We start from the raw sequence: 21453 nt of genomic DNA, 5'->3' as shown, positions 1-21453 counted from the left end.
ACGCACGTGACGACCACCCCGACCACCTCGGGAACCCCGAGCACCCCGAGCACCCCGAGCCTGATCGCCACCCTCCCCGGCCGCTACTACACCGACCCGGGCGTCTTCCAACAGGAGCAGGAACACGTCTTCGAGGCGATGTGGTGCTGCGCGGTCCGCAGCGCCGACCTGGACCGGCCCGGCTCCTTCCGCACCGTCCAGGTCGGTCGCGAGAACGTCATCATCACCCGGACCCGCAAGGGCGAACTGCGCGCTTTCCTGAACGTCTGCCGGCACCGCGGAGCCCGGCTGTGCATGGAGGAGTCGGGCGAGATCCGCCGCACGCTCCAGTGCCCGTACCACGCCTGGACGTACGACCTCGACGGCAAGTTGATCGCCGCACCCAACCTGATCAAGATGCCGGACGTCGACCGTGTCGCATACGGGTTGATCAATGTGGCCCTGCGCGAGTGGCTGGGCTACGCCTGGGTGTGCCTGGCGGACGAACCGCCCTCCTTCGAGGAGACGGTCCTGCACGCGGCCGTCGAGCGGCTCGGCGACGTCGCCGCGATCGATCATTACGGCACGGAGAACCTGGCGCTCGGCAAACGCATCACCTATGACGTGAAGGCGAACTGGAAACTGATCGTCGAGAACTTCATGGAGTGCTACCACTGTGCGACGATCCACCCCGAACTGACCGAGGTGCTGCCGGAGTTCGCCGACGGATACGCCGCCCAGTACTTCGTGGGCCACGGTGCGGCGTTCGGCGACGAGGTCAAGGGCTTCACCGTCGACGGCAGCGAGGGATTCGGCAGGCTGCCCGAGGTGGCCGCCGAGCAGGACCGGCGCTATTACGCCATCACGGTCAAGCCGACCGTCTTCGTCAACCTCGTCCCGGATCACGTCATCCTGCACCGCATGTTCCCGCTCGCCGAGGACCGCACGGTCGTCGAGTGCGACTGGCTGTACGCGCCCGAGGTGGTGGAGTCCGGGGCGGACGTGGCGAAGTCCGTGGAGCTCTTTCACCGGGTCAACGTCCAGGACTTCGAGGCCTGTGAACGGACGCAGCCGGCGATGGCTTCCCGCGCCTACCGCCAGGGCGGTGTGCTGGTCCCCAACGAGCATCACATCCAGATCTTCCACGAATGGCTCGTCGAGCGGCTGGGAGGCGCGCATGCCGGACCTGTTCATTGACGGTGAGTGGCGGGGCGCTGTCGACGAGCGCACCCGTGAAATCCGCTGCCCGGCCGACGGCTCCCTGGTGGGGGTCGTGGACGAGGCCGGCGGCAAGGACTCGGCGGAGGCGATCGCCGCGGCCCGCCGGGCCTTCGACGAGGGGCCCTGGCCGCGGACCCCGGCGCAGGAGCGCGGCGATCTGCTGCTGCGCGTCGCCGGACTCCTGGTGCGGGACAAGGACGCGCTCGCCCGTGCCGAGTCCCTGGACACGGGCAAGCGGCTCGTGGAGAGCGCGTACGACATCGACGACATCGCGAACTGCTTCCGCTACTTCGGCCGGCTGGTGGCGAGCGAGCACGGCCGGGTCGTGGACACCGGCCGGGACGGCGTGGACAGCCGGGTGGTGCACGAGCCGGTCGGCGTGTGCGGGCTGATCACCCCCTGGAACTACCCGCTGCTGCAGACGGCGTGGAAGGTCGCCCCCGCCCTCGCGGCGGGCAACACCTTCGTGCTCAAGCCCAGCGAACTGACCCCGCACACCGCGATCCACCTCCTGCGCCTGCTGGCGGAGGCCGGTCTTCCGCCGGGCGTGGGCAATCTGGTCCTGGGCGCGGGACCGGAGGCGGGTGCCCCGCTCGCCGACCATCCGGACGTGGACCTGGTGTCCTTCACCGGCGGCCTGGAGACCGGCCGCCGCCTGATGGCGACCGCCGCCGGGACGGTCAAGAAGGTGGCCCTGGAACTCGGCGGCAAGAACCCGAACGTCATCTTCGCCGACGCGGACTTCGATACGGCCGTCGACATGGCGCTGACCGCCGTGTTCCTGCACTCGGGGCAGGTGTGCTCGGCGGGGGCGCGGCTGCTCGTCGAGGACCGTCTGCACGACCGGTTCGTCGACGAGGTGGTGCGACGGGCGAAGGCCGTCCGGCTGGGCGGTCCGTTCGACGACCGGGCGCAGACCGGGCCGCTGATCTCGGCCGCCCACCGGGCCAAGGTCGAGGCGTACGTGGCGCGGGGCCTCGCGGAGGGCGCGGTGCTGCGCTGCGGCGGCTCCCGCCCGGACCGGCCGGATCTGGCCGACGGCTTCTACTACCCGCCCACCGTGCTGGACGAGTGCGCCTCTGGGATGTCGGTGGTCCGGGAGGAATCCTTCGGACCCGTCCTCACCGTCGAGCGGTTCACGAGCGAGGAGGAGGCCGTACGCCTCGCCAACGACACGGTCTACGGCCTCGCCGGCGCGGTGTGGACGAGCGACGAGGCGCGCGCGGCCCGGGTCGCGGCCCGGCTGCGGCTCGGCACGGTGTGGATCAACGACTACCACCCCTACGTCCCGCAGGCGGAGTGGGGCGGATTCAAGCAGTCCGGATTCGGACGCGAACTCGGGCCCGCGGGACTCGCCGAGTATCGCGAGACGAAACACATCTGGCGCAACACCCGTCCCACCCCCCAGGGTTGGTTCGACTGATCGAACCAACCCTGCGACACATCCTTGAGGAACCGCCCATGAAAACAACCGCAGAGTCGACCGAACCGCACGGCCGGGACGACGCCGAACTGACCGAGTTCGGCTACAGACCCGAGCTCAAGCGCACCCTCGGCAACTTCCACACCTTCGCCGCCGGGATCAGCTACATCTCGATCCTGACCGGCACCTTCCAGCTGTTCTACTTCGGCTACGGCAGCGGCGGCCCCGCCTACTGGTGGTCGTGGCCGATGGTCTTCGCCGGCCAGTTCATGGTGGCCCTGTGCTTCGCGGAGCTCGCCGCCCGCTACCCGGTGGCGGGCTCCGTCTACAACTGGTCGAAGAAGATCGGCAATCCGCACCTGGGCTGGCTCGCCGGCTGGATGATGCTGATCGCATCGATCGTGTCCATATCGGCCGTCGCCCTGGCCTACCAGCTGACGCTGCCGCAGATCTCGTCGTTCTTCCAGTTCGTGGGGGACGGCACCGGTACCTACGACGTGGCGACCAACGCGGTCATCCTGGCCGCGGTGCTGATCCTGTTCACGACCCTCGTGAACGCCTTCGGCGTCAAGCTGATGGCACGGATCAACACGGCGGGCGTGTTCATCGAGTTGATCGCCACCGTCGTACTGATCGTCATGTTCGCGGTCCACATCACGCGTGGCCCGCAGGTCGTCATGGAGACGCACGGCACCGGCGCGGGCTACGGCAACGGCTACCTGGGCGCCTTCCTGGTGGCCTCGCTGGCCTCCGCGTACGTCATGTACGGCTTCGACACCGCCGCCTCGCTCGGCGAGGAGTCCCTGGACCCGACCCGGAACGCGCCGCGCGCGATCATCCGGGCGATCGTCGCGTCCTTCCTGCTGGGCGGGCTGATCCTGCTGCTCGCGCTGATGAGCGTGTCCAGCCTGAAGGGCGAGAAGCTGTCCACGGACGGCCTGCAGTACATCGTGCTGGACGTGCTCGGCCCGACGGCCGGCAAGGCGATGCTGTGGTGTGTGCTGATCGCGGTGACGGTGTGCGCCCTGGCCGTGCACACGGCGGCGGTGCGGCTGGCGTTCGCGATGGCCCGCGACAACAACCTGCCCGCCTCCGCGAAACTCGCCAAGTGCCACCCGAAGTTCCAGACACCGGTCCTGCCGACTGTGATCATCGGAATCCTGGCGCTCGCGATCCTGGTGGTCAACATCCGCCAGCCGCAGATCTTCACGGTCGTCACCAGCATCGGCATCATCATGATCTACCTCGCCTACCTGGGCGTCACGGTGCCGCTGCTGGTGGCCCGGCTGCGCGGCACGTGGCAGCCCGCGGGCGAGGGCCGCTTCTCCCTGGGCCGCTGGGGTCTGCCGGTCAACATCCTGGCCGTCCTGTGGGGCGCGGCCATGACGCTCAACCTGATCTGGCCCCGGGCCGCGGTCTACAACGCCGCTGCTCCCTACCACTGGTACCTGCGGTGGGGCGCGGTGCTGTTCGTCGCCGTCATCGCGGGCGGCGGTTTCGCCTACTACTGGTTCGTGCAGCGGCACCGCACCGGCGTGCTCGCCGAGCACCGTTCGCAGGTCACGGACACCGCTCCCGTCGCCACCCCGGCGGCCGAATGAAGGCTGAAGGAGAACCCATGAGTACCCATGAGTTCGACTACGTCGTCGTCGGCGGCGGCACCGCGGGCAACGTGGTGGCGGCCCGGCTCTCCGAGGACCCCTCCGTCACGGTGTGCGTCCTGGAGGCCGGCCCGAGCGACGTCGGCGACGACGACGTCCTGCGGCTGGAGCGCTGGATGGGCCTGCTGGAGTCCGGCTACGACTGGGACTACCCGGTCGAGCCGCAGGCCAGCGGCAACAGCTTCATGCGGCACGCCCGGGCGAAGGTGCTCGGCGGCTGCTCCTCCCACAACTCCTGCATCGCCTTCTGGGCCCCCGCCGAGGATCTCGACGACTGGGCGGAACGCGGCTGTACGGGCTGGGGCGCTGCCGACGTGTTCCCGCTGTACCGCCAGCTGGAGAACAACGACGCGCCGGGCGACCACCACGGCCGCAGCGGCCCGGTGAAGCTGCGCACGCTGAAGAGCGACGACCCGTGCGGCACGGCCCTGCTGCGGGCGTGCGAGCAGGCCGGCATCCCCACGGTCGCCTTCAACACGGGCCGCACGGTGGTCCGGGGCGCCAACTGGTTCCAGATCAACTCCGACGAGAACAACATCCGCCAGTCGTCCTCGGTCGCCTATCTGCACCCGGTCCTCGGCAAACGCCCCAACCTGGAGGTGCGCACCGGCGTACGCGCCAAGAAGCTGCTGCTCGACGGGCGGCGTTGTGTGGGCGCCGAGTACCTCGACCCGGATCTGATCCACACCCGGACCGTACGGGCCCGGCGCGAGGTGATCGTGTCCTGCGGGGCGATCGACTCGCCGAAACTGCTGATGCTGTCGGGCATCGGGCCGGGAGCGCATCTGCGCGAGGTCGGCGTCGACGTCGTCGTGGACGCCCCGGGCGTCGGCGAGAACCTCCAGGACCACCCCGAGGGCGTCATCATGTGGGAGGCCCGGCAGCCCATGACCACCACGTCCAGCCAGTGGTGGGAGGCGGGCATCTTCTACGACACCGAGCCCGGGCTCGACCGGCCGGACCTGATGTTCCACTACGGGTCCGTGCCGTTCGACATGAACACCGCCCGGCACGGCTACCCCACCTCGGAGAACGCGTTCTGCCTCACGCCCAACGTGACGCGGGCGAGGTCCCGGGGGACGGTACGGCTGCGGACCCGGGACTACCGGGACAAGCCGAGGGTCGATCCGCGGTACTTCACGCACGAGCACGACGTGCGCGTCATGACGTACGGGCTGAGACTCGCCCGGCGGATCGCCGAGCAGCCGGCGCTGAGCGGATGGGCGGGGGCCGAGCTGGCGCCCGGGCCGGATGTGCGCACGGACGACGAGCTGCTCGACTACATCCACAAGACGCACAACACCGTCTATCACCCCTCCTGCACCGTGAAGATGGGGGCGGACGACGATCCGTCGGCCCCTCTGGACGCGCGGCTGCGGGTCAAGGGGGTCGAGGGGGTGCGGGTGGCCGACGGGTCGGTGATGCCGGATCTGGTCACCGTCAACCCGTGCATCACGACCATGATGATCGGCGAGAAGTGCGCGGATCTCCTGAGGGAGGACGCCCCACGCTCATGAGACGGGACGCTTGTACATCCTGGTCGCCGTGATCTCGCTGTGGGCCGCCTCCCCCGCCCGGGCCTGCTGCGGCAGGCCCGGGCGGAGGTGCTCCTCGACGCTGATGTACTTGAGGCCGGCCCTCAGGTCGGCGTCGTTGCGCATGCGGATGACCAGGGGGAACTCGGCCAGCGCGGTGGTGTCGAACAGGCCCGTGGTGTACAGCAGCTGCACGCCCAGGGCGTCCGACACCGCCCGCTGGAGTTCCAGCAGGTACGTGGCGTTGGCGCGGCCGATGGGGTTGTCGAGGAACAGCGTGCCGGCGTGCCGGTGCTTGTCGCGGCCCCGGTCGTTGGACCGCAGCGCGGCCATCGTGCAGTAGAGGGCGATGGCGGCGGTGAGGAGCTGGCCGCCGGAGAAGACGTCGCCCATCTGCCCGACGGGAACGCGCTCGGCACGCAGCACGGCGTCGGGCTTGAGGATCTCGACGGCGACACCCTTGGGCTCCAGCGCCGCGGCGACACCCCTGAGCAGCAGGGACATACCGTCGCGCCGCAGGTCGGAGTTCTTCTTGACGGCGGCACGGGTCGCCTCGTCGATGACCTCGCCGAGCCGCTCGGTGAGGGTGGCCTGGTCGGGCTCCTCGAAGCGGATGCGGAGGAACTCCTGCCCGGACCACTCCCCGAGACCCTCCGGCAGCCGGGAGAGCCGCTGCGCGGAGCGCAGGGTGGCCAGGGCCGACTCGACCAGGCCGCGCAGGCGGTCCACGATCGAGTCGCGGTTGCGCTCCAGCTGCTCCAGTTCGTCGGTGAGGACGCGGAGCCGGGGCGCGAAGGCGTCCGCCCACTTCTGGGCATGCTCGGGCAGCGCGGAGGCGGGCAGCTCGCGGATCTGCTGGCGGGCCGGGGTGCGGACCTGCTCGTAGCGAGTGGAGTTGGCGTGCCGGACGAGGATGTCGCTCGCCTCGCGGACGGCGCCTTCGGCGGCGGACAGGTCGGCGGCGCAGCCACGCAGGGAACGACGGGCCTCCGCGGCCGACTGCCGGGCCTCCTCGGGGCTGCCGGAGTAGGGCTCGGACTCCTCGTGCTCCTCGTCCGTCGTGTGTTCGCGCAGCAGGTCCCGGAGCATGGCGGCGATCTCGTCGAAGCCGCTCGCCGCGTCCTCGGCGGCGCGGTGGGCGTCGAGGAGTTCGGCGTGTGCCGCGCGTGCCTGGTTCAGCGCCTCGGTGTGGGACGCGAGCTCGGCGGTGGCGGTGCGCAGCAAGGTCTGTGCGTGCTCGGCGTCGCGCGGCTGCAGCTCCTCGGGCAGGTCGGTGTGCGTCTCGCCGTCGTCGGCGGGGGCGAGGCGTTCGGCCTCGCCGCGCAGCCGGCCCAGCTGCTCGCTCGCCGTCGACATCCGGGTCTCCAGGAGCTGCACCAGCTCCTCGGCGCGGGCGGCGGCGGCCTGGCGGCTGGGTCCGTCGGAGCCGTCGGGGGATTCGAGCAGCTGCTCCGCGCGCGTGCGGACCTTGTTGCTCAGCCGGTCCAGCTCCGCGCGGGCCGCGCTCTCATCGCTCTCGGCTCGGGCCTGCTCGGCGCGCAGGTCGGCGCCCACGCCGACCTTCTCGTACAGCTGGGACGCGGCCCGGTAGGCCTCGCGCAGGGCGGGCAGGGAGGCCTTGGGCGGCTGGTCCTCGTCCGCGGGTACGTCGTCGGGTGCGCCCGCGATCTCGGAACGCTCGGCGCGCAGCGCGCGGGCGGTACGGCGGGTGTCGTCGGCGGCCCGCTGGGCGGCCCGCCGGTCCTCGTCGGCGGCCCGGGCGCGCTCCAGGCAGGACTGGGCGCTCGCCTCGGACTCGGCCGCCTCGTCGGCCAGTTCGCGCAGTTTGACCTGCCATCCGGCCCGCTCGCGCAGCCGGAAGGCGAGCCCGGCGAGGGCGTCGGCGGAGCGGCGGGCCTTCTGGGCGGCCTCCTGCCGCTCGTCCCGGACGCGCGCGGCTTCGGCGGCGACCTCGTCGGCCTCGGCCCGCGCGGTCCGGGCTTCGGTCAGTTCGGCCTCCGACTCCTCGGCGAACGCGCGGCTGTCGTGGGCCGCCCGGGCCAGTTCGGTCAGCCGGCCGGCGGGGCAGCCGGTGCGCCAGGAGGTGAGCCGGGCGGCCAGTTCTCGGTCCTTGCCGAGCCGGGCGGCGAGGGTGCGGATCTCCTCGTCCCGCTCGGTGGCCCGGGCGCGCAGCGCCTGCCGTTCCTCGTCGGCGGCGTGCTCGTCGTGCATGGCCGGGTTCGGCGGCACGAGGAACACGTCGCCGCTGCCGGAGTCCGGGGCGGGCGTCGGGGCGAGCAGGGCGGCGGCGGTGCCGACCGCCACGGCCGAGCGGGGCAGCAGTGCCGCGTCGCCGAGGGCCTCCCGGGCGCGTGCGTGGGAGTCGGGGTCGGTGATGATCACGCCGTCGACGAGTTCGGGCCGGGCGGCCAGCACGCGTGCGTGGTCGGCCGGGTCGACGGCCTGGGCGAGGTAGCGCCAGCCGGGCAGCGCGGGGATGCCGTGCTCGCCGAGGAACTCGACGGTGGCCAGGACGTCCGGGCCGGGCGGCAGCAGGCCGCCGTCGCCGAGCGCGCCGAGGATGCGGGAGTCGTCGGCGGCGGCCGTGCGCAGGTCGAACAGCTGTCGCTCGGCCGAGGAGACGGCGTCGTCGAGCAGGTCGCGCAGGTCGTCGGCGAAGCGGTCGAGTTCCTCCGGGGTGAGGCCCTGTTCGCCGGCGGCCGGCTGCGCGGCGGGCTCGCCGTCCGTGCCGTGGCGGGGTTGCGGGATGCCCGGACGGGGCTCCGGGGTCAGGCTGAGCAGTTCCGCCAGCCGCTCCTCCCCCGCGAGTGCCTCCGCGGTGCGGCGCTCGGCCTCGTAGGAGCGCTCGGCCGCCGTGGCCGCGTCGGCGGCGCGGGCCGCGGTCAGTTCGGCGCGGGACTCGGTGGAAGCGGCTTCGCGTGCGTGCTCCGAGGCCCGGCGGGAGGTCTCGCGGGCGGTGTCCCAGGCAGCGACGGCGGTCTTCTCGGCGTCGCTGGCGGCCAGGGCCGCGCGGGCGGGGTCGGCGTCGGGCGCGGTGTCGTCGAGCCAGCCGGCCCGGACGGCCTCGGCGGTCTCCTGCTCGACCTCGGCGAGGCGCTGCTTGAGGTGGCCGATCTCGCTGCGGGCGCGCTGGGCCTGGGTGGCGGCGGCGGTGGAGTCGCGGTAGGCCGCGTCGCTGACCTCCTGGAGGGCGGCGGAGCGCTCCTCCTCCTCGTTGGCGTGGCTCTCGGCCTTCTCGGCGGCGGCGTGCAGGGCCCGTACGAGGTCGACGGCGGCCTTGGAGCGGGCGGCCAGGGCAGGGGCGGCGTCCCGCTCGGCCTCCTGGATGGCGGCGGACACGCGGGTGACGCGGTCGGAGGCGGCGCGGTGGCGCAGCACGGCCTCGGCGGCCTGCCACGCCGAGTACAGCGTGCGGGCGTCGGCGAGCTCGCGCTTCTGCGCGGCGGCGGACTTCTCGGCCCCGGCGAGCGCGAGCGAGGCGTGCCGGTAGGCGAGTTCGGCGGAGATCAGCGCGCTGCGCTCGCGGGCCGCCTCGGCGTGCGTGACGGCGTACGCGGCGGCGGTGACCCGCTGGGCCAGGTCGGCGGCCCGGACCCGCTCCCGCACACCGCGCGCGGACAGCCTGCGGGCCAGGGTCCTGGTGCGCCGCTCGGCTCCGGCGTGGACGTCACGCGCGCGGGAGCGGGACTCGGCGGCCTCGACGATCCGGCCGAGGAGGTCGACGGACCCGGCGGTGAAGTCGCGTTCGGCGATCAGCTCGGCGCGTCGGCCCAGCTTGTTACCGAAGCCGCTGACCAGGTCGGCGAGCCCGTCGGTGTCGCGGGTGTCGGTGACGGCGCGCAGCAGCAGGTCGGTGAAGTCGGCGTCCTTCTTGACCGCGAAGAGACCGGCGGCCTCTCCTTCGTCGGCGTTCATCTCGCGCTGGTAGCGGAAGAGTTCCGGGTCGAGCCCGAGGTCGCCGAGGTGCTCGATCCAGCGGTCGTGGGTCTCCTCCCAGTGCACCTCCAGGTGCGGGTAGTTCTTGCCCGCCTCGGTGAGGGCGTCACGGAAGCCCTTCATGGTGCGGCGCCGCCCGCGCGCGCTGGACTGGCCCTCGACCGGGGCCCGTACGGCGGTGGACTCCGCGACGGGCAGACCGTCCAGGCTCAGTCCGGGCCCGGGCCGGAAGGAGTACCAGGCCTCGGCGAACTTCCGCGGGTCGTTGGAGACCTGCCGTCCGCGCCACTCGCTGACCTTGCCGACGACGACGCACTCGCCGGTCAGTACGTGCTGCCATTCCAGCGCCACGTGCCCGCAGTCGTCGGCGAGGAGGAACTTGCGCAGCACACCGGAGCTGGCGCCGCCGAGGGTGTTGCGGTGCCCCGGCAGCATCACGGAGAAGATCAGCTTGAGCAGCACCGACTTGCCGCCGCCGTTCTCCAGGAAGAGCACACCCGCGGGCGCGGGCCGGCGCGGCGGGCCGACCGGCTCGTCCTCGAAGAACTCCGCCTGCGTGGGCGCGGGGTCGGGCACGATCTCGCCCACCCCCCGCAGGTCAAGCACGGTGTCGGCGTAGCGCGCACCGGCGGGCCCGATCGAGTAGAGGCGGACCCGGGACAGCTCGTACATGGCGGACTCTCGTAAGTCTTCGTGAGATGGGGAGTTCAGGAGGAGTGGAACGGCAGCCCGGCGTCGGCGACCAGCTCCAGGTCGTCGCTCTCCTCGGCGGGCAGCAGCGTCGGTGTGCCGTCGGTGACCGGGACGACGCCCAGTTCCAGCAGCTCGGCCATGGCGGCGCTGCCGGCCATGTCGCGGACCTGGAGCTGGTAGCGGGCGGTGGTGCGGTAGGTGCCGCCGTGGTCGTCGCCGGTGCGCTGCAGGAATCCGGAGTCGGTGAGGAAGGCGACGGCCTTGGCGACGATGCCGGTGGTCGAGCCGGCCAGGCGGCGGGCGTCCTTGGTGGCACCGGTCGCACTGCGCCGCACCCAGATCCGCCAGGCGGCCTCCAGGCCGGGTGCGTCGGTCGCGGGGTCGGTGTTCTCGCCCCGCTCGTCGGCGCGCTCCTCCAGGCGGCGGCAGGCCTGGCGCACGAAGGCGTCGACGCCGTTGACCGAGACCCGGCCGATGTAGCCGTCGTCGGCGAGGTCCTCGGGGCGCGGGAACGCCATGGCGGCGACGGCGAGATGGGCGAGCCCGTGCAGGAACCGGTCGCCGCCGTCGGCGGACGTACGACGCGCGTAGTCACCCATGCGGACGGCGAACACCGAGTCCTCGGCGGCGGTCACGGCCATGCCCGCGCGCGGGGACACCTCCAGCACGATCAGGCCGAGCCCGGTCGCCACGGCGTCGGCGAGCCGTGCGAAGGGCGGGTCCTCGCGGTAGCGCCGCAGCAGGTCCGCGTACTCCTGGTCGCGGGCGGGCTGCAGCTTGGGCTGCAGGCCGAACGACACGAGCCGGGCCGCGTCGGCGGCGTCGGCGGGAGTGACGGCGGCGGTGGCCGCCGGGGCCGGGCTCTCCGCGTCGCCCCACTCGACGTGCTCGCTCACGACGGGAACTCCTTGACCTTGTAGACGAGATTGCGGGCCACGCCCTCAGGGGCGCGGGGAACTGCGCGACCGGCCACGACGGGGCCGCGGCCGGCCACCGGGGGAAGCATCACGCGGCCTCCGTCCGGTCCGCCGCCATCCCCGCCGCGTCCAGCAGTGCGGTGCCGACGATGAGGTCGGCCCCGCCGAACTCCGGGTCGTCGAGTTCGGTCCCGTCGTCCACGGCGAACAGCAGCTTCTGCTCGCCCTGGCGATAGGCCGTGCCGACCGGCGGGCTGGCGGCGTGCACCGCGAGCAGGGCGACCAGGTACGGCAGCTCGGGGTCCTGCCGCCGGGCCTGCGCCAGCAGTCCGGACAACCGGCGCGGCGCGTCCGCCGGCAGGTCGAGCAGCTCCTGCGCCGCCGCCATCTGCTCCTCGCTGAACCGGCTGTCGTCCGGCGTGGCGATCAGGTCGGGCTCGGGCATCTCCGCACCCAGGTGCTCCCGCTCCACCGGCGGCGTCAGCAGTATGTCGACCAGGTCGCCGACCCGGACGGACACCGGTGTGCGCAGCCCGGTGCCGCGGCCGAAGAAGGCGTCGGTGACGCGGACGGCCTGCTGCACCGGCAGCGGGAGCACGGGCGAGACGAGATGCCCGTAGAGGTCTGTGCCCGACGTCGTCATCGGTGTGGCGAAGGCCTGCCGGTCCTGCTCGGCGCGGAACAGCGGTCCGGCCTCCAGCAGGCGGGACTGCAACTGCGTGTGCCGGCGGATGCAGTCCTTGACGATGTCGACGAGCTCGGCGGCGCGGCGCTTGTGCTCGGGCTCCTCGGACTCGTCCCGTGCCTTGCGGATGTTGGTGAGGATCGCGTTCTCGTGGCGGTAGCGGTCGGCGACGTGCTCCAGCGCCTCGGCGATCATGTCGGGCACGGTGGAGAGCCAGTCCACCGCGCGCACGTTGCGCCGGGTGGCGTCGAGGGCGCGGCGCAGGGTCTCCGAGTACTGCACGGTCCGGTAGCGGGCCTGTTCGGCCGCGAGCTGGGCGTCGGCGAGCCGGCCGCGGCTGATCAGCACCTCCAGCTTGACCTCGGCGGCGATCTGCGCGCTGGTGACGTCCGTGTCGAGGGCGCCGACGAGGACGTTGACCGCCTCGTCCGTCGTGCGGAGGTAGACGGTGCCGCCGGGGCCGGGGACCTCTTCGATCAGCTTGAAGTCGTAGTCGCGGCGCACATAGGTGCCGTCCGCCCCGAACGTGCCGTACACGGCGCGGAAGCCGCGGTCGACGCTGCCGACGTTGATCAGGTTCTCCAGGACCCAGCGGGCCACCCGCTCGTGCTCGGCGGTGGGGCGCTGCGGGGCCTGGGCGGCGATGCGCGGGATGAGCCGGGCGACGATCTGGTCGTGGTCCGCGCCCGTGTCGAAGTCCATGTTGAGGGTGACCAGGTCGATCGCCGCGAGGGCGACCTCCGCCATGCCGTACACCGAGTACGCGCCGGCCAGGTTGGCCTTGCGCGCGTCCAGGTCGTGCAACGGCGCGGTGCAGGCGAGCGCGCGCAGGCGCCGCGCCAGGCCCTCGTCGGCGGCCGGCCCCGGGGCAGGGCGCGGCCCCGCGCTGAGCTGGGGCGGAACGCTGTCCGTCGATGCAGGCGAAGTCACGGTGCACAGACTAGGTCCTGGGTCTGACAACAACCCAAACGACGCGGTACGGCCCCTGGGCAGCCCCTCTCAGCCGTCCTCGCCGACCCGCCGCCGGTACACCTCGACCACACGCTCCAGCGAGTCGTCGAGGTACCCGGCGAGCAGCCCCTCCGCCTTCTCCCGGTCCCCGCCCTGAAGAGCCTCAAGAATCGCGACATTTCGTGCGATGTACGGCTCATGCAACTGCTGCGGCTCGTCCACCACATGGAACGCCAGCCGCAGTTCGGCGAAGACGCTCCGCATCAGCTCGGCGGTGCGCTCGCTCGCGGCGAGCGCGACCAGCTCCCGGTGGAAGTGGATGTTCGCGGTACCCACCGACTTCCAGTCACCTTCCCGGGCCGCCGTCCGCCCCTCCTGGACCGCCCCGGCGAGCCCGTCCAGGCCGTACGGCGGCTCGCCGAGACCGCGGACCACGGCGCACTCGACCAGCCGCCGGGTGCGGTAGATGTCCTCGACGTCCTCCACGGTCAGGACCCGGACGAAGACGCCCCGGTTCAGCTCGTGGACGAGCAGGCGCTCGTGCGTGAGCAGCCGGAACGCCTCACGCAGTGTGTTGCGGGAGACGCCGAGCGCGCCGCCGATGCTGTCCTCCGACAGGCGGGTTCCGGGCGGGAAGTAGCCCTCGGCGATCCGGCTCCTGAGGATGTCCGAGACCCGCTCCGCGGTGCTGGTGCGCCCGAGGAGGGCCCGGTCGTCGGCGAGGTCCTTCAGCTGCTCTGCCATGCCGGAATTCAATCGCAGATCACAAGAACGAACCAACATGGGTATTGAGGGATCGTTGAACAATCCTCTACGGTGCTACGCACAGCGTCGCGGCGGCGGGGCCGCTTTCCCCACCGCTTTCCCCACCGCGGCGCCGACCGCCTCCGTACGGCACGGCTCACCCCGAAGCACCCTCCGTCCTCCCTCTGCGAGGTGCCCATGAGCACGACCCCTCCACCGCAGGCCCAGCTCGACGACCCACGCCCCGCCACCACCGAACGCACCTCGGACGACGGGGCGTTCGGCTGGCTGCGCGCCCTGGGACCGCGCGGCCGCCGCGCCTTCACGGGCGCCTTCGGCGGCTATGCCCTGGACTCCTACGACTACTTCACGCTGCCGCTGAGCATGGTCGCGCTGTCCGCCTACTTCGGCCTGAACAGCGGCCAGACCGGTCTCTTCACCACGGTCACGCTCGTCGTCTCCGCGGTCGGCGGCGCCCTGGCGGGCATGCTCGCGGACCGAGTCGGCCGGGTGAAGGCGCTGATGCTCACGGTGATCACGTACGCGGTGTTCACCGTCGCCTGCGGTTTCGCGCCCAACTACGAGACACTGCTGGTCTTCCGCGCGCTCCAGGGACTCGGTTTCGGCGGCGAGTGGGCCGTCGGCGCGATCCTGGTCGCCGAGTACGCGAGCGCCAAGCACCGGGGACGCACGCTCGGCGCGATCCAGAGTTCCTGGGCCGTGGGCTGGGGCCTCGCCGTGATCGTCTACACGCTGGTCTTCTCGGTGGCCGGCGACGACCTGGCCTGGCGCATCATGTTCTGGACCGGGGCGCTGCCCGCGCTGCTCGTCATCTGGCTGCGGCGCAGCGTGCACGACGCGCCCGAGGCGGCCGCCGCGCGTGAACAGAGCGCGGAGAAGGGCTCGTTCACGGCGATCTTCAAGCCCGGCCTGCTGCGGATCACCCTCTTCGCGGGGCTGCTCTCCACCGGCGTCCAGGGCGGCTACTACACGCTGGCCACCTGGGTGCCGACGTATCTGAAGTCCGAGCGCGACCTGTCGGTCGTCGGCACCGGCGGCTATCTGACGTTCCTCATATCGGGCGCCTTCATCGGCTACCTGACCGGCGGCTACCTCACCGACAAGCTGGGCCGGCGGCGCAACATCTGGCTCTTCGCCCTGCTGTCCGCGCTCTGCATCCTGGCGTACGCGAACATCCCGAGCGGCGCCAACACCCTGCTCCTGGTACTCGGTTTCCCGCTCGGGTTCTGCATGTCGGCGATCTTCAGCGGCTTCGGGTCCTACCTGAGCGAGCTGTACCCCACGGCGGTGCGCGGGACGGGGCAGGGCTTCACGTACAACACCGGGCGCGCGGTGGGTGCCGTGTTCCCGACGACGGTCGGGTTCCTGGCCGACAGCTGGGGCGTCGGCGGCGCGCTGGTATTCGGCGCGATCGGCTACGGCATCGCGGCCCTGGCCCTGCTCGGGCTGCCGGAGACGCGCGGGAAGGAGCTCGCGTGAACCGCACGGGCACCGGCACCGAGGACCGTCCGGTGGTCCTCGTCGACGAGGACGCGCACGCGTGGAGCCCCAAAGCGGCCCGCTCCCGCTTCCGGGAGGGCCTGACGGGCCCCACGGCCGGGGTCGCGGCGGGCCACACCCAGGTCAACCTGATCTCGGTGCCCGCCGACTGGGCCTACGACATGCTGCTGTTCTGCCAGCGCAACCCCAAGCCCTGCCCGGTCCTCGACGTCACGGACGCCGGCTCCTGGACGACCGTGCTCGCCGAGGGCGCGGACCTGCGCACCGACCTGCCGCGCTACCGGGTCTGGCGGGACGGCGAGCTGGTGGACGAGCCGGCGGACGTGCGCGCCCACTGGCGGGACGACCTGGTGTCCTTCCTCATCGGGTGCAGCTTCACCTTCGAGTGGGCGCTGGGTGAGGCGGGTGTTCCGATCCGCCACGTCGAGCAGGGCCGCAACGTCCCGATGTACGTGACGAGTCGGCAGTGCCGTCCGGCGGGGCGGCTGCACGGGCCGCTGGTGGTGTCCATGCGGCCGGTGCCGCCCCGGCAGCTGGCGGCGGCGATCCGGGAGAGCAGCCTCATGCCGGCGGTGCACGGCAGCCCCGTGCACTGCGGCCATCCCTCGGGTCTCGGCATCGACGACCTCGGCCGCCCCGACTTCGGGGATCCGGTGGACGCCGAGCCGGACGACATCCCGGTGTTCTGGGCCTGTGGGGTGACCCCGCAGGCGGCCGTGATGGCCTCGCGTCCGCCGTTCGCCCTCACGCACGCCCCGGGGCAGATGTTCCTCACCGACGCCCGCGACGAGCAGTACCGCGTGGCCTGACAGGAGACACGGCACATGACCTCGATCGACCTGAACGCCGACCTCGGCGAGGGCTTCGGCCGCTGGCGGCTCACCGACGACGAGCAGCTGCTGTCCGTCGTCACCAGCGCCAACGTGGCCTGCGGTTTCCACGCCGGGGACGCGGTCACGATGCGCCGGGTGTGTGAGCTGGCGGCCGAGCGCGGCGTGCGGATCGGCGCCCAGGTGTCCTACCGGGACCTGGCCGGGTTCGGGCGGCGCGCGATGGACGTGCCGCCCGCCGAGCTGGCGGCCGAAGTGGCCTACCAGATCGGTGCCTTGGAGGTCTTCGCCCGGGCGGCCGGTGCCCGCGTCGCCTACGTCAAACCGCACGGCGCGCTCTACAACCGGGTCGTGCACGACGAGGAGCAGGCCGCCGCGGTCGTCGACGGCGTGCTCCTCGCGGACGCCGCGCTGCCCGTCCTCGGACTGCCCGGCTCTCGCCTGCTGGAGCTGGCCGGGAAGGCCGGACTGCGGGTGGTCACCGAGGCGTTCGCGGACCGGGCGTACACCGACGCGGGCACCCTGGTGCCGCGCACCCAGGAAGGCGCCGTGGTCACCGACCCGGACGCCGTCGTGGATCGCTCCGTGAGCCTGGCCCGCTCCGGTGAGGTCGCCTCCCGCTCGGGGACGCGCATCGAGGTACGCGCGCGGTCGCTGTGCCTGCACGGCGACACCCCGGGCGCCGTGGACCTGGCGCGCCGGGTCCGCGAGCGCCTGGCGGCCTGCGGGGTCCGGGTGGAGGCCTTCGCATGAAGGTGCTGCCCGTCGGCGAGGACGCCCTGCTCGTCGAGGTCTGCTCGGGCGACGAGGCTGAGGCCCTGCACGCGGAGTTGCTGCGGCGCCGCGCGGAGGGCTCCCTCTCGGCCCGCGAGATCGTGCCCGCGGCCCGCACGGTCCTCCTCGACGGCCTCGACTCCCCCGCCCGGCTGGCCGCCGAACTGACCGCCGCCGACCTGCCGCCCGCTCCCCCACGCGCGCGTGACGTCGTGGAGATCCCGGTGCGGTACGACGGCCCGGACCTGGCCGACGTCGCCGCCCACTGGGGCGTACCGGAGAGCGAGGTCGCCCGCATCCACGGTGACACCGAATTCCGGGTCGCCTTCTGCGGATTCGCACCCGGCTTCGGCTACCTCACCGGCCTGCCACCGCGCTACGACGTCCCGCGCCGGGCCACTCCGCGCACGGCCGTCCCGGCGGGGTCGGTCGCCCTGGCGGGCCCGTACACGGGCGTGTACCCGCGCTCGTCGCCGGGCGGCTGGCAGCTGATCGGCACGACGGACGCCGTGCTGTGGGACCACGCGCGCGTGCCGGCCGCGCTGCTGTCGCCGGGCACGCGCGTGCGGTTCGTCCCCGAGGCGAGGTCATGACGGACCGCGCCCTCGCCGTCGTCCGGGCGGGTGCCCTCACCACCGTGCAGGACACGGGCCGCCCCGGGCACGCCCATCTCGGCGTACCCCGCTCCGGGGCGCTGGACCGGCCCGCCGCCGACCTCGTCAACCGGCTCGTCGGCAATCCACCCGCGGCGGCCGTGCTGGAGACGACTCTCGACGGCTGTGCCGTACGCCCCCGTTCGGCCATCACGGTGGCGGTGGCGGGCGCGCCCTGCCGGGTCACGGTGGACGGACGTCCCGTCGCCTGGGGCGCGCCGGTGCGCGTGCCCGCGGGGGCGCTGCTGAACGTCGGCCCCGCTGTGTCGGGCGTCCGCGCCTACCTGGGGGTCTCCGGGGGCATCGCGGTCGAGACGGTGCTCGGCAGCAGGTCGACGGACCTGCTGTCGGGGCTCGGACCGGCCCCTCTCGCGGTCGGCACGGTGCTGCCCCTGGGACGGCCGTCCGGCGTGCACGCGCGCGTGGACGTCGCCCCGCAGCCGGCGCCGCCGGCAGAGCTGGTGCTGCGGGTGACCCTCGGCCCGCGCGACGGCTGGTTCACGCCGGAGGCCGTGCACACCTTCTGCTCCCGTGCCTACCGGGTGTCCTCCGCGAGCAACCGCATCGGGCTGCGCACGGAGGGACCCGCCCTGGAGCGGGCCCGGCCGGGCGAACTCGCCAGCGAGGGCATGGTGCTGGGTGCCGTGCAGGTCCCGCCGGACGGCAGGCCGGTGGTCTTCCTCGCCGACCATCCGACCACCGGGGGTTACCCGGTGATCGCCGTGGTCCGCGCCGCCGACCTCCCGGCCGCCGCCCAGGCGGTCCCGGGCGCTCCCGTCCGCTTCGTGGCCGTACGCCGCCGTTAGGCCCACCTCTGCATGTGACCGGACGTCAGGCCCTGGGCCGCGTCCGCCCGCTCCGCCACGGACAGGCCGGCCAGGGCGGCGGACACCGCGGCCGAGGCCCTCAGGTCGAGCCGGGCGCTCGTGCCCCGGGCGCGGTGCCGGAGTTCGTCGGCGGCCAGGGTCAGGAGCTGGGGCAGCAGGTCGGTGCAGCGGCGCGCCAGCCAGCCGGTGCCGGCCGTGGCCAGCCACCACAGGCTCGCCGAGGCCGTCGGGACGGGAAACTCCGGCTCGGGCGAGGGCGCGGGCCCCGTGGCGAGGCCGCGCGCGGCGAGCAGCGTGTGGAAGCGCAGGGCGAGTTGCCGGTGCCCGCGTTCTCCGGGGTGCAGCCGGTCCGCGCTCCACATGGCGCGGTCGGTCGTCCAGTCGCCCTCGCACGCGTGCAGGTGCAGCGCCCCGTACCGCTCGGACAGGGCGTGCACCACGGTGTTCACGGTCCGTTGCCGCCGGGCCAGCGGGTGGGCGAGGGCCCCCGGCAGGCCGAGCATCGTGCCCGGGTCGGGCAGGCAGGCGGTGAGCAGGACCGCTCCCCGCGCGGTGCAGGCCGCGTACACCTGGTCCAGCCGGGCGGCCACGGCCCGGATGTCGAAGGTGCAGCGCAGGGTGTCGTTGACGCCGACGACGACGGACACGAGATCGGGCCGCAGCTCCAGCGCGGCGGGCAGCTGCCGCTCCAGCACGTCCCGGGTCTGTGAGCCGCTCACCGCGAGGTTGGTGAACCCGACCGGCTCCTCGGCGAGCCCGCCCGCGAGCAGCGCGGCCCAGCCGCGCCACACCCCGTCACCGACGGGGTCCCCCACGCCCTCGGTGAGCGAGTCACCTAGGGCCACGAACCGCAGCGGCGGCCGCTCGACCCGCGGGAGCCCCTCGAACATCAGCGGCCCCTCCACCCGCGGGGCTCCCTCGCGTGTAGGCCCCTCGAATCGCGTAGGCCCCTCCAATCGCGGGGCCCCCTCGAACCACGGGGCTCTCATGCCACGCCCCCGGGCACGAACGGCCGAGCCGGACGCACCGGGACGGCCGCGTCGTGCGCGGCGAGGAACGCGTCGACCGCCGCGTCCCAGCCGAAGCACTCCGCACGCGCGCGTGCACCCTCGCGCCGGTCCGCCTCCAGGCGTTCCAGCAGCCGGTCCACGGCGTCCGCGAAAGCCTCCCCGTGGTCCGTGGCGACGGCCCCGGCGGAGCCGATCACCTCCGACAGCGCGGACGACGCGCTGGCGACCACCGGCGTGCCGCAGGCCATGGCCTCCAGCGCGGCGAGCCCGAAGGTCTCGGCGGGTCCCGGAGCCAGGGCCACGTCGGCGGACGCCTGGAGCGCCCCGAGCAGTCCGCGGTCGCAGACATGCCCGAGGAAGGTCACAGGCAGGCCGCTCTCGCGCGCCCGCTGTTCGAGCCGGGAGCGCAGTGGACCGTCCCCGGCCACGACCAGCACGGCCCGCCGCCCGCGCCGCCGCAGCGCCTCCAGGGCGTCCAGCGCCGTGCCCGGCCGCTTCTCCACGGACAGCCGCGAGCACATCACGAGCAGCGTCTCGTCCTCGCGCGCGTGCCGGGCCCGGATGTCCTGGTCGCGCAGCGCCGGGTGCCGCTGCACCAGGTCGACGCCCAGCGGCGCCCGGACGACGTTGCGGGCTCCGATCCGCACGAACTCGCGCTCGGCGAACTCGGTGGTGCACACCACGCGCGAGTAGGTGTGGGCCGTACGGACGTTGAGGGCGTCAGCGGCGCGCCGGGCGGCTCCCTCGGGCACGCCCCAGGTACGCAGCACCCCGTCGGCCGTCTCGTGGGAGACCATCACGGACGGGACCCGGGCGCGCCGCGCCCACCGGCCGGTCCACCTGAGAGTCGTGCGGTCGGACACCTCCAGCCGGTCCGGCGCGAGCTCCTCCAGGAGCCGGGCCACCCGCCGCTTGTCGGCGAGGACGCGATAGCCGCCGGTGCCGGGCAGCAGCGGCCCGGGGAGGGTGATCACCCGGCCCTGCTCGGTCTCGTGGTCGCTCGTGCGCTCGCCGGGGATGACGAGGACGGGTTCGTGTCCCGCGGCCTTGAAGCCCTTGCCCAGTTCACGCAGCGCGGTGCGCAGTCCGCCGGACGAGGGGGCGACGAAGTTGGCGAGCCGGACGATCCGCAGTGCCTGGCGGCCGGTGCCGGGGCGGGAGTCGCTCATGCCGCCACCGCCGTCCGGCGTCCGGCGAGCACCTTGGTGTAGTGCCCGATCAGCCGGTCGCCGACGGCCGCCCAGGTGCGGCCCTCGACGGTGGCGCGTCCGGCGGCGCCGCAGGCGGCCCGCAGCCCGGGATCAGCGGCCAGGGACCGCACCGCGTCCCGGACCGCATCCGCGTCGCGCGGTGGCACGAGCAGCCCGGTGTGCCCGTGGGCGACCAGGTCCAGCGGTCCGCCCGCGGCGGGCGCCACCACCGGCAGACCACTGGCCATGGCCTCCTGGACCGTCTGGCAGAAGGTCTCGAAGGGGCCCGTGTGGGCGAAGACGTCGAAGGAGGCGAAGACCCGGGCGAGGTCGTCACCGGTGCGCCGGCCGAGGAAGACGGCGCCGGGCAGGGCCTGCTCCAGGCCGGGCCGGCTGGGGCCGTCGCCGACGATCACGACCCGGACGCCGTCCAGCCCACAGACGCCCGCGAGGAGTTCGACCTGCTTCTCGGGGGCGAGCCGGCCGACGTAGCCGATGATCAGCTCCCCGTTCGGGGCGAGTTCGCGGCGCAGGGCCTCGTCGCGCCGGTCGGGCCGGAAGCGGTCGGTGTCCACGCCGCGCGGCCACAGCTCGACCCGGGGCACACCATGGGTCTCCAGGTCGCGCAGGGCGGCGCTGGACGGGGCGAGGGTGAGGTCGGCGGCGCCGTGGACGGAGCGGATGCGTCTCCAGGCGGCGGCCTCTCCGGCGCCCATGTAGGTGCGGGCGTAGCCGGCCAGGTCGGTCTGGTAGACGGCGACGGCGGGGATGCCGAGCCGGGCGGCGGCGGCCATGCCGCGTACGCCGAGGACGAAGGGGCTGGCGAGGTGGACCACGTCGGCACGGTGCTCGACGAGGGTGGCGGCCAGCCGCCGGCTGGGGAGGGCGATGCGGACCTGGGGG

Annotated in this window: 16 protein-coding genes; 9 read left to right on the top strand and 7 right to left on the bottom strand. The window is 73.3% G+C overall.

Annotated features, from left to right (window positions below; all coding sequences use genetic code 11):
• Positions 1-6 precede the first annotated feature (6 nt).
• The 4 genes from K4G64_RS12350 to K4G64_RS12335 are packed head-to-tail and all read left to right on the top strand — an operon-like array spanning position 7 to position 5801.
• Positions 7-1176, top strand: coding sequence for an aromatic ring-hydroxylating dioxygenase subunit alpha (locus K4G64_RS12350; RefSeq protein WP_221756073.1), 1170 nt, complete (start codon positions 7-9; stop codon positions 1174-1176).
• Positions 1157-2623: an aldehyde dehydrogenase family protein gene (locus tag K4G64_RS12345; RefSeq protein ID WP_221756072.1), complete on the top strand. Its 1467-nt coding sequence runs from the start codon at positions 1157-1159 to the stop codon at positions 2621-2623. Before K4G64_RS12350 ends, K4G64_RS12345 begins: the two co-directional genes overlap by 20 nt.
• A 38-nt stretch (positions 2624-2661) precedes the next feature.
• A complete protein-coding gene (locus tag K4G64_RS12340; protein ID WP_221756071.1) occupies positions 2662-4224 on the top strand; it encodes an APC family permease in 1563 nt (520 codons plus the stop codon).
• Between the two features lie 17 nt (positions 4225-4241).
• Positions 4242-5801 carry a GMC family oxidoreductase gene (locus K4G64_RS12335; RefSeq protein ID WP_221756070.1) on the top strand — a complete coding sequence of 520 codons (1560 nt, stop codon included), beginning with the start codon at positions 4242-4244 and terminating at the stop codon, positions 5799-5801.
• Here K4G64_RS12335 and K4G64_RS12330 read toward each other — a convergent pair.
• The 4 genes from K4G64_RS12330 to K4G64_RS12315 all read right to left on the bottom strand — a co-directional run bounded on the left by K4G64_RS12330 (position 5796) and on the right by K4G64_RS12315 (position 13745).
• Complete coding sequence (locus tag K4G64_RS12330) at positions 5796-10427, bottom strand: hypothetical protein (protein WP_221756069.1); 4632 nt, start codon at positions 10425-10427, stop codon at positions 5796-5798. The two genes, K4G64_RS12335 and K4G64_RS12330, sit on opposite strands and share 6 nt — an antisense overlap.
• 35 nt (positions 10428-10462) lie before the next feature.
• Positions 10463-11344, bottom strand: coding sequence for a hypothetical protein (locus tag K4G64_RS12325; RefSeq protein WP_221756068.1), 882 nt, complete (start codon positions 11342-11344; stop codon positions 10463-10465).
• Positions 11345-11453: 109 nt separating this feature from the next.
• Positions 11454-12980 carry a hypothetical protein gene (locus K4G64_RS12320; RefSeq protein WP_221756067.1) on the bottom strand — a complete coding sequence of 509 codons (1527 nt, stop codon included), beginning with the start codon at positions 12978-12980 and terminating at the stop codon, positions 11454-11456.
• A gap of 69 nt (positions 12981-13049) precedes the next feature.
• Positions 13050-13745 carry a GntR family transcriptional regulator gene (locus K4G64_RS12315; RefSeq protein WP_221756066.1) on the bottom strand — a complete coding sequence of 232 codons (696 nt, stop codon included), beginning with the start codon at positions 13743-13745 and terminating at the stop codon, positions 13050-13052.
• A 198-nt stretch (positions 13746-13943) separates the two neighbouring features.
• On the opposite strand from K4G64_RS12315, the gene K4G64_RS12310 reads away from it, so the two are divergent.
• The 5 genes from K4G64_RS12310 to K4G64_RS12290 are packed head-to-tail and all read left to right on the top strand — an operon-like array spanning position 13944 to position 18329.
• Positions 13944-15245, top strand: a complete 1302-nt coding sequence (locus K4G64_RS12310; RefSeq protein WP_221756065.1) for an MFS transporter — start codon at positions 13944-13946, stop codon at positions 15243-15245.
• Positions 15242-16075, top strand: coding sequence for a putative hydro-lyase (locus tag K4G64_RS12305; RefSeq protein ID WP_221756064.1), 834 nt, complete (start codon positions 15242-15244; stop codon positions 16073-16075). The genes K4G64_RS12310 and K4G64_RS12305 overlap by 4 nt, the downstream gene beginning before the upstream one ends.
• A 15-nt stretch (positions 16076-16090) precedes the next feature.
• Positions 16091-16849 carry a LamB/YcsF family protein gene (locus K4G64_RS12300; protein WP_221756063.1) on the top strand — a complete coding sequence of 253 codons (759 nt, stop codon included), beginning with the start codon at positions 16091-16093 and terminating at the stop codon, positions 16847-16849.
• Positions 16846-17463, top strand: a complete 618-nt coding sequence (locus K4G64_RS12295; protein WP_221756062.1) for an allophanate hydrolase subunit 1 — start codon at positions 16846-16848, stop codon at positions 17461-17463. Before K4G64_RS12300 ends, K4G64_RS12295 begins: the two co-directional genes overlap by 4 nt.
• On the top strand, positions 17460-18329 hold the full coding sequence (locus tag K4G64_RS12290) for a biotin-dependent carboxyltransferase family protein (RefSeq protein WP_221756061.1): 870 nt from the start codon (positions 17460-17462) through the stop codon (positions 18327-18329). The genes K4G64_RS12295 and K4G64_RS12290 overlap by 4 nt, the downstream gene beginning before the upstream one ends.
• Here the strand turns inward: K4G64_RS12290 and K4G64_RS12285 are convergent.
• The 3 genes from K4G64_RS12285 to K4G64_RS12275 form a co-directional block, all read right to left on the bottom strand.
• Positions 18326-19240 carry an SGNH/GDSL hydrolase family protein gene (locus tag K4G64_RS12285; protein ID WP_221756060.1) on the bottom strand — a complete coding sequence of 305 codons (915 nt, stop codon included), beginning with the start codon at positions 19238-19240 and terminating at the stop codon, positions 18326-18328. The genes K4G64_RS12290 and K4G64_RS12285 overlap by 4 nt on opposite strands.
• Positions 19241-19335: 95 nt before the next feature.
• Positions 19336-20529: a glycosyltransferase gene (locus K4G64_RS12280; RefSeq protein WP_221756059.1), complete on the bottom strand. Its 1194-nt coding sequence runs from the start codon at positions 20527-20529 to the stop codon at positions 19336-19338.
• A partial coding sequence (locus tag K4G64_RS12275; RefSeq protein ID WP_221756058.1) for a glycosyltransferase family 1 protein occupies positions 20526-21453 on the bottom strand: 928 nt, incomplete at its 5' end. The genes K4G64_RS12275 and K4G64_RS12280, both read right to left, overlap by 4 nt.

Origin of the sequence: Streptomyces sp. WAC04114 (assembly GCF_019733245.1) — a bacterium.
Lineage (GTDB): Bacteria > Actinomycetota > Actinomycetes > Streptomycetales > Streptomycetaceae > Streptomyces > Streptomyces massasporeus_A.
The sequence above is the reverse complement of the archived record's forward strand: the minus strand, read 5'-3'. Positions and strand labels throughout refer to the sequence as shown.